The sequence below is a fragment of the Chelonobacter oris genome, assembly GCF_000772535.1.
GTDB lineage: Bacteria > Pseudomonadota > Gammaproteobacteria > Enterobacterales > Pasteurellaceae > Chelonobacter > Chelonobacter oris.
This window is the reverse complement of sequence record NZ_JSUM01000006.1, coordinates 1-13,019: the sequence shown is the minus strand read 5'-3', so window position 1 is coordinate 13,019 and position 13,019 is coordinate 1. Positions and strand designations below refer to the sequence as shown.

At 46.7% G+C, this 13,019-nt stretch carries 11 protein-coding genes and 1 other RNA gene; 8 read left to right on the top strand and 4 right to left on the bottom strand.

Features of this window, described 5'->3' with window-relative positions; genetic code table 11:
* Positions 1–20: 20 nt before the first annotated feature.
* Positions 21–386, bottom strand: a transfer-messenger RNA (tmRNA) gene (ssrA, locus tag OA57_RS12345).
* A gap of 402 nt (positions 387–788) precedes the next feature.
* Between ssrA and pstS the strand changes: the two genes are divergently transcribed.
* The 5 genes from pstS (at position 789) to phoU (ending at position 5,272) form a co-directional block, all read left to right on the top strand.
* Positions 789–1,844, top strand: coding sequence for a phosphate ABC transporter substrate-binding protein PstS (gene pstS, locus OA57_RS04275; RefSeq protein ID WP_034613956.1), 1,056 nt, complete (start codon positions 789–791; stop codon positions 1,842–1,844).
* A 74-nt stretch (positions 1,845–1,918) separates the two neighbouring features.
* A complete protein-coding gene (pstC, locus tag OA57_RS04270; protein ID WP_034613954.1) occupies positions 1,919–2,878 on the top strand; it encodes a phosphate ABC transporter permease PstC in 960 nt (319 codons plus the stop codon).
* Positions 2,879–2,883: 5 nt separating this feature from the next.
* Complete coding sequence (pstA, locus tag OA57_RS04265; protein ID WP_034614451.1) at positions 2,884–3,759, top strand: phosphate ABC transporter permease PstA; 876 nt, start codon at positions 2,884–2,886, stop codon at positions 3,757–3,759.
* 16 nt (positions 3,760–3,775) lie between these two features.
* Complete coding sequence (gene pstB, locus OA57_RS04260) at positions 3,776–4,558, top strand: phosphate ABC transporter ATP-binding protein PstB (RefSeq protein ID WP_034614447.1); 783 nt, start codon at positions 3,776–3,778, stop codon at positions 4,556–4,558.
* 12 nt (positions 4,559–4,570) lie between these two features.
* Entirely contained in the window at positions 4,571–5,272 is a 702-nt protein-coding gene (gene phoU / locus OA57_RS04255) for a phosphate signaling complex protein PhoU (RefSeq protein WP_034613952.1), read from the top strand.
* Between the two features lie 74 nt (positions 5,273–5,346).
* Here phoU and metE read toward each other — a convergent pair whose 3' ends face one another.
* Entirely contained in the window at positions 5,347–7,611 is a 2,265-nt protein-coding gene (gene metE / locus OA57_RS04250; RefSeq protein WP_034613949.1) for a 5-methyltetrahydropteroyltriglutamate--homocysteine S-methyltransferase, read from the bottom strand.
* A gap of 130 nt (positions 7,612–7,741) precedes the next feature.
* Between metE and OA57_RS04245 the strand changes: the two genes are divergently transcribed.
* The gene (locus OA57_RS04245; protein ID WP_034613947.1) at positions 7,742–8,668 is read left to right on the top strand and encodes a LysR family transcriptional regulator; all 927 of its coding nucleotides are present in this window, start codon (positions 7,742–7,744) and stop codon (positions 8,666–8,668) included.
* Here the strand turns inward: OA57_RS04245 and hxpB are convergent.
* Together hxpB and OA57_RS04235 are read right to left on the bottom strand one after the other, a co-directional pair.
* Entirely contained in the window at positions 8,651–9,319 is a 669-nt protein-coding gene (gene hxpB, locus OA57_RS04240) for a hexitol phosphatase HxpB (protein ID WP_034613946.1), read from the bottom strand. The genes OA57_RS04245 and hxpB overlap by 18 nt on opposite strands.
* Positions 9,320–9,347: 28 nt before the next feature.
* The gene (locus OA57_RS04235; RefSeq protein ID WP_034613945.1) at positions 9,348–10,205 is read right to left on the bottom strand and encodes a fructosamine kinase family protein; all 858 of its coding nucleotides are present in this window, start codon (positions 10,203–10,205) and stop codon (positions 9,348–9,350) included.
* A gap of 261 nt (positions 10,206–10,466) precedes the next feature.
* On the opposite strand from OA57_RS04235, the gene thrS reads away from it, so the two are divergent.
* Both thrS and OA57_RS12810 read left to right on the top strand, forming a co-directional pair.
* Complete coding sequence (gene thrS / locus OA57_RS04230) at positions 10,467–12,398, top strand: threonine--tRNA ligase (RefSeq protein ID WP_034613944.1); 1,932 nt, start codon at positions 10,467–10,469, stop codon at positions 12,396–12,398.
* A gap of 226 nt (positions 12,399–12,624) precedes the next feature.
* The gene (locus OA57_RS12810; RefSeq protein ID WP_034613943.1) at positions 12,625–12,861 is read left to right on the top strand and encodes a Fic/DOC family N-terminal domain-containing protein; all 237 of its coding nucleotides are present in this window, start codon (positions 12,625–12,627) and stop codon (positions 12,859–12,861) included.
* Positions 12,862–13,019: the final 158 nt, after the last annotated feature.

Genomic DNA, 13,019 nt, shown 5'->3' with positions numbered 1-13,019 from the left:
TGGCGGACTTTACTAAAAAGTGGTGGAGCTGGCGGGAGTTGAACCCGCGTCCGAAATTACTCTACCTTCAGCACTACATGTTTAGTCAGTCTTTAATTTCACTTACCCACTGCGGACAGACACGCGACAGATAAGCTAGCTTGATTCAATTTAACGTTTCGATCCGCAAGCGGAGGCGTCCACGCGATCTCGTTTGGGTTTGACTCCTCTTGATCCCCGTCTTACGAGCAGAAGCTGGGGAGAGAAGGCTAAGAGCAGGTTATTAAGCTGCTAAAGCGTAGTTTTCGTCGTTTGCGACTATTGTTTTGCGGTTTGTTTACGAGGCCTACCGCACCTCGACATGCACCTTGGGCTTCGCTAATCCCGTCGAATCCAGAATCAGCCCCAATAGGGAAAGATTCTAACAAAAAATAGGGCAAAACAAAAGCCATATTGTCGGTTTTGGATTTTTATCTGGCAGTATCGATATGATTACTTTTGCCGAAATAACCCCGTTGGCAAAATTCTGCGGCAAGACATGCTCAATAAATGAGCAGTTGAATATTTTTGTTTTATGACAGTTATATGACAAAAATAAAAAAATATGCTATTTCATAATGATAATAAAATAAACATAGCGTCATAGCTAGCTTATCGATGGGTTTTTAGGCTGAAAAAAGAGGTTGATCGAGAAAAAAATTGCTCTATATTCGAGCCATAAGTTTTGCGAGACCGTGTGAAAATACTGTTTAATTCGCTCAAAAAGGCAAAACGGATTGGATTTAAAATTTTACGTTAAGGAGACTGAAATGAAAGTTATTAAAAATAAATTTGTCCGCACTTCACTATTCACATTGATGGGTTCTGCAATGGTATTAGCTGCCAACAGCGCCGTTGCGGTAGATATTACCGGTGCGGGCGCGTCCTTCCCGGCACCGATTTATGCCAAATGGGCGGATACTTATCAAAAAGAGACCGGGAATCGGGTAAATTATCAAAGTATCGGTTCGTCAGGTGGTAAAAAGCAGATTATTGCTAAAACCGTTGATTTTGGGGCAACGGATGCGCCGATGAAAGACAAAGAGCTGACAAAAGAGAATCTGTTTCAATTTCCTACGGTGATCGGCGGCGTGGTGCTGGCGGTGCATTTAGACGGGATTCAAAGCGGGGAGCTAGTCCTCGATGGCAATACGGTTGCCGATATTTATCTCGGTAAAGTGAAAAAATGGAACGATGACGCCATTAAAAAATTAAATCCCGACCTGAATTTGCCGAATAAAGATATTGCGGTTATTCGCCGTGCCGACGGTTCCGGTACGACATTTGTTTTCACCAGTTATTTATCTAAAGTCAGCACTGAATGGAAAGAAAAAATTGGTTCTGGTTCAACCGTACAATGGGCATCGGGTTCTTTTGGTGGTAAAGGGAATGAAGGGGTTTCCGCTTCAATCCAGCAACTTGACGGTGCAATCGGTTATGTTGAATATGCCTATGCCAAACAAAATAATCTGCCGTATGCCAGCTTGATTTCTGCCGACGGCGAAGTGGTTCGCCCAAGCTCCGAGAGCTTCAGCAATGCCGCTGCCGGTGCGGATTGGAACGCTTCTTTTGCACAAGATTTAACCCAACAAAAAGGCGCGAATGCTTGGCCTATCACGTCGACCACGTTTATTTTGGTTGAGAAACAACCGGGCAATGCAGAACATGCCAAAGAAACCTTGAAGTTTTTTGAGTGGGCATTGGACAAAGGCGGTGATGAAGCCCTTGCGTTAGATTATGCGGTGCTGCCGACATCGGTGGTCGATACCGTTAAGTCTGCTTGGAAAAGCAATATTGCCGATAAAGACGGCAAAGCAGTTTATTAATCTTTACTGTCAACACAACGGAGTGTGAACCGCACTCCGTTTTATTTCCTAAAGATTTATATAAAGGACGTCATATGTCAAATAAATCCTCAGCGGTAATATCACCCGGTAAGAAAGGTGATATTTTTTTTGAATTGCTGGTCAGGTTTTCCACTTATCTGACATTGTTGATTCTGGGGGGGATCATTCTTTCGTTGATTTTTTCTTCTTTGCCGGCGATGAAAGAGTTCGGCGTTGCCTTTCTTTGGTCTAAGGAGTGGAATCCGCCGTTAGATCAATACGGGGCGTTGGTGCCGATTTACGGCACGTTGGTTACGTCTTTGATCGCCTTGATTATTGCCGTTCCCGCCAGCTTCGGCATTGCTTTCTTTTTAACCGAATTGGCACCGCAATGGCTGCGCCGTCCGTTGGGGACGGCAATTGAGCTGTTGGCGGCAGTGCCGAGTATTGTATACGGCATGTGGGGCTTTTTTATTTTTGCCCCACTGTTTGCCAAGTATTTCCAACGTCCGGTCGGCGAAGTGCTTTCCGGCTTTCCGATTATCGGCTCGCTGTTTTCCGGACCGAGTTTTGGGATTGGAATTTTGGCTGCCGGGATTATTTTGGCGATTATGATCATTCCTTATATCGCCTCGGTGATGCGAGATGTGTTTGAACAAACACCGGCATTGATGAAAGAATCGGCTTACGGTGTCGGCTGCACCACTTGGGAAGTGGTGTGGCGTATTGTATTGCCGTATACCAAGAGCGGTGTGGTCGGTGCAATTATGCTCGGCTTGGGAAGAGCATTGGGGGAAACCATGGCGGTGACCTTTGTGATCGGCAATACTTACCAGCTCGACAGTCTGTCGTTGTATATGCCGAGTAACAGCATCACCTCGGCAATTGCCAATGAATTTGCCGAAGCGGAATCGGATATGCATATTTCCGCGTTGATGGAATTAGGCTTAATCCTGTTTGCCATCACGTTATTGGTACTTATCGTATCCAAATTGCTGGTGCGCCGTTTGTCGAGAAATGAGGGGGCGAAATAATGGCGATGTCAAGGCGGAATAATGACGAAAAGCGCAAAGTGCGGTTGCAGAACAAACGCCGGATCATCAATAACATTGCTATTTTCACTGCGATGCTGGCAATGGTGTTCGGCTTAATCTGGCTGGTCTGGATTTTGTTTACCACGTTACAAAAAGGTGTTGCCGGCTTATCAGCGGACGTCTTCTTTGAAATGACGCCGGCACCGAATGCCGAAGTCGGCGGATTGGCGAATGCGATTGTCGGCAGCCTGATGATGGTTATTTTTGCTACTTTTATCGGCACGCCGTTAGGGGTTCTGGTGGGGATTTATTTGGCGGAATACGGCAAAAAATCGTGGCTGGCGGAAGGTATGCGCTTTGTTAACGACATTCTCTTGTCTGCGCCGTCAATTGTTATCGGGCTGTTTGTGTATGTTTTGTTTGTGGCGCCGGTCGGCAATTTTTCCGGTTGGGCAGGGGTGGTAGCGTTGGCGTTGTTGCAAATTCCGATTGTGATCCGAACGACGGAAAATATGTTGAATCTGATTCCGAACAATTTGAGGGAAGCGGCTTATGCGTTGGGAACGCCGAAATGGAAAATGATTTTGTCGATCACCTTGCGAGCCTCCACCGCAGGGGTGATCACCGGCGTGTTGTTGAGTGTCGCCCGAATTGCCGGCGAAACCGCACCGTTGATGTTTACCGCACTTTCGAACCAATTCTGGAGTCTGGACATGGGCAAGCCGATGGCGAGCTTGCCGATGACCATTTACAAATTCGCTTCCAGCCCGTTCACCAACTGGCAGGAATTGGCATGGACAGGGGTGTTGATTATCACATTCGCCGTCTTGTTACTGAACATTTTGGCACGTGTCGTGTTTAAAAATAAAGAGAAGAAGTAAGGAATAACCGATGAGTATGATTGATTTGACTAAAGCCGAGCCGAAGAGAAAAATTATTGAAGTCAAAGACTTAAATTTTTACTACAGCGACTTTCATGCCTTGAAAAATCTGAATCTGGATATTGAAGCCAATCAAGTCACGGCGTTTATCGGGCCGTCGGGTTGCGGCAAATCCACTTTATTGCGCACTTTTAACAAAATGTATGCCTTGTATCCTGAACAACGGGCGGAAGGGCAGATTTTTCTGGACGGAGAAGAGATTATCAGCAGTAAAAAAGATATTTCGCTGTTGCGCGCCAAAGTCGGCATGGTGTTCCAAAAGCCGACGCCGTTTCCGATGTCGATTTACGACAACATTGCATTTGGCGTGCGACTTTTTGAGAAACTGTCCAAACCGGAAATGGACGAACGGGTGCAATGGGCGTTAAGCAAAGCCGCACTTTGGAACGAAACCAAAGATAAACTGCACAAGAGCGGTTACAGCCTGTCGGGCGGACAGCAACAGCGCCTGTGTATTGCTCGAGGCATAGCGATTAAACCGGAGGTGCTGTTGCTTGATGAGCCGTGTTCGGCACTTGATCCGATTTCAACCGGTATGATTGAAGATCTGATTTTGGAATTGAAAAAAGATTATACCGTGGTGATCGTCACGCACAATATGCAGCAGGCGGCACGCTGTTCCGATTACACGGTGTTTATGTATTTGGGCGATATTATTGAACACGGCGAAACGGAAATGATGTTCAACCGCCCGAAAGACAGCCGCACGGCGGATTACATCACTGGCCGTTTCGGTTAAGAGGAGAAAAAAATGACGTTAAATGAAAAAAAACACATTATGAAACAGTATGATCGTGATTTGAATCATCTGTTATCACTGCTGTTGACCATGGGAAGCCTGGTGCAAAAACAGTTGCATGACGCTTTGCTGGTGATGAAAGGGAATTCGGAGGTTAGTGCGCGTGCGGTTGTGGAAGGGGATCAACAGGTCAATTCAATGGAAGTGGCGGTGGACGAAGCCTGTGTAACGCTGATTGCCCGTCGTCAGCCGTTGGCGGACGATTTGCGGTTTATCATTACAATTCTGAAAGTCGCCTCGGAACTGGAACGTATCGGCGATTCGGTGGATAAAATGAGCCAAACCACCCTGCATGACGATGTAACCATTGAAAAAACGCTACAGGATAAGATTGATGTGATGGCACAAGATGCGATTGCCATGCTGCATGATACGTTAAGGGCTTTTTCCAGCATGAGTCTGGAAGAGGCAAAAAATGTTTATGCCCGTGATATTAAAATTGACAGTCGTTATCAAGAAATTATTACCGATGCCAAAATCGGTATGAAAACCCGAGCTGACAGTGTGGACAGTTTGTTAACGGCAATTCTGGCCGCCCGTGCGATCGAGCGTATCGGTGATCGTTGTCAAAATATCTGTGAGTTTATCTATTATTACCTGAAAGGGGAAGATGTGCGGGAAACGGAAGAGCGGGTTTTTGAGTACGAAAACTGAATTGACCGCACTTGAACGGTGAACAATAAAAACGCGCCTTGTCGGCGCGTTTTCTGTTGGAAAGTGCGGTTTGCTTAGTTCAGTTCGGCACGTAACTTTTTGGTCACATTGACCATGACTTCCAGTGCGGCGTGGGTTTCCGGCCAAGCACGGGTTTTCAAGCCGCAATCCGGATTCACCCACAAACGTTCGGCAGGAATCACATCAAGTGCTTTACGCAGCAAATGTTCGATTTCACTCGCTGCCGGCACACGCGGGCTGTGAATGTCATAAACGCCGGGGCCGATTTCGTTCGGGTATTTGAAATCGCCAAACGCCGTCAATAACTCCATATCGGAACGGGAAGTTTCAATCGTGATGACATCGGCGTCCATGCCTGCGATTGCCGGCAGAATATCGTTGAACTCGGAATAGCACATATGGGTGTGGATTTGGGTTGAATCTTCCGCGCCGAAAGAAGACAGACGGAATGCTTCGGTCGCCCAAGCCAGATAATTCTGCCAATCGGCACGTTTCAACGGTAAACCTTCACGAATCGCCGGTTCATCGATTTGGATAATTTTGATGCCGGCTTTTTCTAAATCCAATACTTCATCATTTAATGCCAATGCAATTTGTTTACACACGGTGGCGCGTTCAATATCGTTGCGCACAAAAGACCATTGCAGAATGGTTACCGGACCGGTCAACATGCCTTTCATCGGTTTTTCGGTCAGGCTTTGTGCATAAGTGGACCAAGCGACCGTCATCGGGTTAGGACGCACGACATCACCGAAGATCACCGGCGGTTTCACACAGCGGCTGCCGTAGCTTTGTACCCAACCGAATTTAGTAAAGGCAAAACCGTCAAGCAATTCGCCGAAATATTCCACCATGTCGTTGCGTTCCGCTTCGCCGTGCACCAACACGTCCAGATCCAGTTTTTCTTGTTGTTCGACCACATAGGCGATCTCTTTTTTCATGGCGGCTTCATATTCTGCGGCCGAAATCGCTCCTTTTTTGAAGCTGGCACGGGCATGGCGGATTTCCGTGGTTTGCGGGAATGAACCGATATTGGTCGTCGGCAGCAACGGCAATTTTAGCCATTCTTGTTGTAATTTGATCCGCTCGGCAAACGGTGATTGGCGCTGATCGGCATTGGCCGGTAGAGAGGCCAAACGTGCCGCTACTTCAGGGCGGTGGATCACGTTGGAAGCGGCGCGGGCATCGGCCGCGGCTTGGCTGGCGGTAAGATCCGCCTGTACGCTGTCACGACCGTGGTTTAACGCTTGTTTAACCACGTTTAATTCTTGAATTTTTTGCAGACTGAACGCTAACCAAGAGTAGAGATCTTTGTCTAATTGGGTTTCCACTGCCAGATCAAAAGGAGTGTGTAATAGTGAACAGCTTGGTGCGATCCACAATTTTTCGCCCAGTTTGGCTTTTAACGGCTCAACCACGTCTAAAATACGGTTCAGGTTGGCACGCCAGATATTACGCCCGTCGATGATGCCGACAGACAATATTTTTTGATAATCTTCAAAAGCGGTTAATTGCTGTGGCGCACGCACCAGATCAATGTGCAAGCCGTCAACCGGCAAACTTTTCAGCAAATCGGCATGTTCGGCAACCGAACCGAAATAGGTTGCCAACAGCAGGTTGGCTTGTACTTTAGCGAGTTTTTCATAAGTCGGTTTGAAAACGGCAACCCATTCGGCAGGCAGATCAACCGTCAGTGCGGGCTCGTCGATTTGAATCCATTCGGCGCCGGCTTGTACAAGTGCGGTCAGGATTTCTGCATAAACCGGTACTAATTTTTCCAGCAGCTCCAAACGGTTAAAGGCTTCTTTGCCTTTTTCTTTTCCCAGCCACAGAAAGGTAATCGGGCCGACAATGGTCGGTTTGGCTTTCAAACCCAAGGCTTGCGCTTCTTGCAGTTGCTGCACATAGTGCGCCGGATTGGCTTTGAATTCGGTATTTTTGTGGAATTCAGGGACTAAATAGTGATAGTTGGTGTCGAACCATTTGGTCATTTCAATGGCGTGTTGTTGCGCATTACCCCGAGCTAATTGGAAGAATTGCTCTAGTGTCAGCGTGGCGCTGTCGAAACCGAAGCGTGTCGGGATAGCGCCGGTCGCCACTTGCAGATCCAAGATATGATCGTAGAAAGTGAAATCGGCAACGGCAACATAATCGGCATTGGCGGCAGCCTGGTGCTTCCAATTTTTTTCACGCAGGGCTTTGGCGATGTCCAATAAATCTTGTTCAGCCAGTTCTTTACGCCAGTAGCGCTCTTGAGCAAATTTTAATTCACGTTTGGCACCGACGCGAGGAAAGCCTGATAGATGAAAAGTCGTCATGTTATTCTCCCAATTAGTCAAATTTATTTAATTTTAAATAGCCGTCTAAATGGCTATCTGTGATGCAGAATGAAGGATTTTGGTGTATTATGCAAGCTAATAATTTTCACAAAGATGATGAATAATTTTAATGAAGCCGATATTTTTAGAACTTCGCCACCTGAAAACATTAATCGCCTTGAAAGAGACCGGCAGCGTCTCTTTGGCGGCAAAACGCATCTATTTGACACAATCCGCTCTTTCCCACCAAATTAAATTACTGGAAGAGCAATACGGTTTAACCCTGTTTGAGCGCAAAACCCAGCCCTTGCATTTTACCGCCGCAGGCGAGCGCTTGATCAAACTGGCACACGATATTTTGCCGAAAGTGATTGAAGCGGAACTGGATTTGGTGCGGGTGAAAGAGGGGGATGCCGGGCAGCTGCGGATTGCTGTAGAGTGCCATACCTGCTTTGACTGGCTGATGCCGGCGATGGATTCATTTCGCCAAAATTGGCCGTTGGTGGAGCTGGATATCGTATCGGGCTTTCATACCGATGCGATCGGCTTGCTGCTGACTCACCGTGCCGATTGGGCGATTGTTTCGGAAGTGGAAGAGACCGCAGGCATTGTCCATCAACCGCTCTTTGCCTATGAAATGGTCGGTATTTGCTCTAAAGATCATCGATTGGCGAACAAGCCGGTGTGGCAGGCGGCGGATTTCGTCGACGAAACGCTGATTACCTATCCTGTGCCTGACGATATGCTGGATTTATTGCGCAAAGTGCTGCATCCGCAAGGCATTAATCCGGCACGGCGAACCAGTGAACTGACGATTGCGATTATCCAGCTGGTCGCCAGTAAACGCGGGGTGGCGGCATTGCCGTATTGGGCGGTGTTGCCGTATTTGGAGCGGGGCTATGTCGTGGCACGCAAAATTACGGAAAACAGCCTGCAAAGCCAGCTTTATGCGGCGGTACGCGAAACGGATGTCAACACGGCATTCGTGCAGGATTTCTACCATACGGTGAAATCACAAAGTTTTTCTACCCTGCCGGGATTATCGGTGTTGGATTAACCGATCCAAAAATGCCTCGTCAATGTCCTCAAGCGAACGGCATTTGTAATCCGCAAGCGCCCAACGCGGATCATGTTCTTCTGCAGCTGACGGCAGCACGATACAGCACATCGAGGCCGCTTTGACTGCGGTCATGCCGGTGACGGAATCTTCGATACCGACCGCAAAGTGCGGTTCAACCCCCAATAAGTCGGCGGCATGCAAGTAAACCGCCGGGTGCGGCTTGTTATAATGCAGTTCGGTGGCGGATGCAATCGCCGAAAAATAGTGGCGGATACCACACTTTTGCGTGATGCTTTCCAATAAATATAACGGTGAGGCAGACGCAATCGCCATTTTAACGTTTCGTTGCGCCAAGCGTGCCAACAATGGTTTCACGCCGGGAAATAACGGCTGCCGTTGCAGAATAAGTGCGGTCGCCGCTTGGTGGTATTGCTCGGTTGCTTCTTCAACGGACAGGGGGGCGGCACCATATCTTCGGTATAAGTGTCGCACAACGTCATCGGCCGGTACGCCGGTCATCTGCTGCATATCAGCGGCAGTGACGGACAAACCGAGACGATTGAAATATTCGATTGCGGCGTGCTGCCACAACGGCTCCGAATCAATCAGGACACCGTCCATATCAAAAATAACCGCACTTATTGTCATATTTTCTTTTTTTCCTTTTTTCCTTAATTTAATTCAGTAATTCAATAATATCTGCCGCACGCTTAATGTAATCGCCGCCAAAGCGGTGGCTGAAATTAAGCAGATAGTACAGCTGATAAAGTGTTTTGCGTTGTCGATAGCCTTTATCGATCGGATTAATGCCGTTATAGGCTTGATAAAATTCGGCCGGCAGATCATAAAACAGTTCGGCAAGCGCCAGATCGCATTCGGCATCGCCCCAATAACAGGCGGGATCAAACACCACGATTTCATTATCACTGATGCCGATATGTTTATAGTAAAACGCGCCGTGCAGGAGGGCAGGTACAGGCTGGTATTTTGCCAGATGAAAAGTAACCGAAGAGATAATATCCTCAAAACGACCGAAATGAATGTTTTTCTCTTTGCACAGTTGCAGTTGCCAGCCGATACGGTTTTCACTGAAGAAATTCGACCAGTTTTTCGACCAAGCGTTGGGCTGATAAACCGGGCCGAGCCAGGTATCATAGTCGAAACCGTATTCTTGATTGCTGCCGCAGGTGTGCAAGGCCGCCAGTTGTGCGCCCAATTCCGCCATTTTGCTTTGCGGCACGGCGGTTAACGACAAAGATTCCATCAGGATAAAACAGCTGTTTTCGGCGCAGCCGACACCGTAAACCCGCGGCACCCGCAATGTACCGCTCTTTGCCAGCAGCGCCAGTTGATCCGCTTCCGTGCGAAACAGCGAACGGTAGGATTTATCGTTGATTTTGACAAAAACAGGGATTTTACCGTCGTCAATAATCCATGCCTGATGCATTTCCCCGTCTTCAACAGGCGTTTTGGATTTTATCGTGTAGTAAGAACCGAATTGTTCAGCCAACAGCTGAGAGATTGCTTTCCACATCATGTCACTCCTAATAAAGTCGCCTGTAATCCTATCTTAGTCGGAACGACTTGATTTTACTGTGATTTGGGTCAAAGTTTGACGGTTTCGTTGCGATTGCCGAGATTAAAGGTTAATTCATGGTTTTTTCATGCTAAAATACCAGCCCGATTTTTTGCACAGAGTAGGTGCGAAAGATAAACGGATTTGACAAACACCATTAACATTTTAATTTAGAACAAGTAGCCTTGCGTATGGGTTACCACTGTAAAAGGATGAATTATGCCAACTATTACTTTACCCGACGGCTCTCAACGTCAATTCGAACACCCCGTTTCCGTTATGGACGTTGCACAAAGCATTGGTGCGGGGCTTGCCAAAGCGACGATTGCCGGTCGGGTGAACGGCGTGCGCAAAGACGCCGTTGATTTGATCAGTGAAGACAGCTCGCTTGAAATCATCACCGCCAAAGATGAGGACGGTCTGGAAATTATCCGCCATTCTTGCGCCCATTTATTGGGACACGCCATTAAACAATTATTCCCGAACGTGAAAATGGCAATCGGGCCGACAATTGACAACGGCTTTTATTATGACGTGGATCTTGACCGCACTTTGAGTCAAGACGATTTGGATCTGCTGGAAAAAAGAATGCAGGAACTGGCGAAAACCGATTATGAGGTGGTGAAAAAGGTTGTCAGCTGGCAAGAGGCTTACGACACATTCAAAGACCGCGGTGAAGAGTATAAACTGGCGATTCTGGATGAAAATATTGAAAAAACCGCCACGCCGGCGTTATATCATCATCAGGAATATATCGATATGTGCCGTGGCCCGCATGTCCCGAACATGAAATTTTGCCACCATTTCAAACTGCAAAAAGTGGCGGGCGCCTATTGGCGCGGTAACAGCGACAACAAAATGTTACAGCGGATTTACGGCACGGCGTGGGCGGATAAAAAACAATTATCGGCATATTTGCAACGGCTGGAAGAAGCGGCAAAACGGGATCACCGCAAAATCGGCAAAGCGCTCGATTTATATCATATGCAGGAAGAGGCGCCGGGCATGGTGTTTTGGCACAATGACGGCTGGACGATTTTCCGTGAATTGGAAACCTTTGTACGCACCAAACTGAAAGAGTACGATTATCAGGAAGTGAAAGGGCCGTTTATGATGGATCGGGTGTTGTGGGAAAAAACAGGACATTGGCAAAACTATGCTGATCTGATGTTTACCACATCATCGGAAAACCGTGAATACGCCATTAAGCCGATGAATTGCCCCGGTCACGTTCAGATCTTTAATCAAGGCTTGAAATCTTACCGCGATCTGCCGTTACGCATGGCGGAATTCGGCTCTTGTCACCGTAACGAACCGTCCGGCTCATTACACGGCTTAATGCGAGTTCGTGGCTTTACCCAAGATGATGCGCATATTTTTTGTACCGAAGATCAGGTTGAAAGTGAAGTTACCGCCTGTATTCGTATGGTTTATGATATTTACAGCACTTTCGGCTTCAATAATATTCAAGTCAAATTATCAACTCGTCCTGAATCTCGAATTGGTTCCGATGAAATTTGGGATAAAGCGGAAGAAGGCTTGGCAAATGCGTTGAAACACAACGGCTTGGAATTTGAGATTCAAGAGGGCGAAGGCGCATTCTATGGGCCGAAAATCGAATTCGCTTTGCGTGACTGCTTAGATCGGGAATGGCAGTGCGGCACGATTCAGTTAGACTTTGCATTACCGGGACGTTTAAATGCTTCTTATGTCGCAGAAGATAATGATCGCAGAGTGCCGGTGATGATTCATCGTGCAATTTTAGGATCGATTGAGCGCTTCATCGGCATTATCACCGAAGAATATGCCGGATTCTTCCCGTCATGGTTAGCGCCGGTGCAAGCGGTGGTAATGAATATCACTGATTCGCAGGCAGAATATGTGCAAAATGTTGTGAAACAACTTTCCGATGCCGGTTTACGAGTGAAATCTGATTTGCGCAATGAAAAAATCGGTTTCAAAATTCGCGAACATACCTTACGTCGTGTGCCGTATATGTTAGTGTGTGGCGATAAAGAGATCGAAGCCGGAAAAGTGGCGGTTCGTACCCGTAAAGGGCAAGATCTCGGCACATTCACCATTGATGAATTCTGCCAAATCCTGAAAAATCAGGTCAGAAGCAGAGAATTGAGGCTGTTAGGCGAAGAATAACCGCACTTTGTGTAGGTTAGTATAAAAAGACAAGCGTTGGCTTGTCTTTTTTAATGATATACACAAGAAATTTAAGTTTTGTGTGCACGTTGTGATAATATGCACAAGAAATCTGTATTTTGTGTGAATGACTTTATAATGTATACAAGAATTAACGGTTTCCGTATGAAGTGATGATATAGATAGTAAATAAAATTAATGACTTACTATTCGATTGAGGGGAGCTATGAACCATAGCGATATCTATCAAATTCCTGATTTATTTCTTTTGAATGATTTAGAAACTAAGGCCGTGTTAAAAGCAAGCAACTTTGCCCATCAAGCACTTGGTGAGTTAAAAGGGGTTATACAAACAATGCCGAACCAAAATATCTTGGTGGGTACATTGCCTCTACAAGAAGCAAAAGAAAGTTCGGAGATTGAAAATATTATTACAACACAAGATGATTTATACCAAAGTTAGATACACCGATTTTATATCTCTCACGCTATATTAATCGTAACAAAGGGCAATATTTCTCCCTACTACAAAATGTAAGAGATACCCAAAATTGGGAAGAATGGCTAGTGTTTATGCTTAATGGTATTGCGGAAACTGCGCAGCAAGCTATTATTTTAATT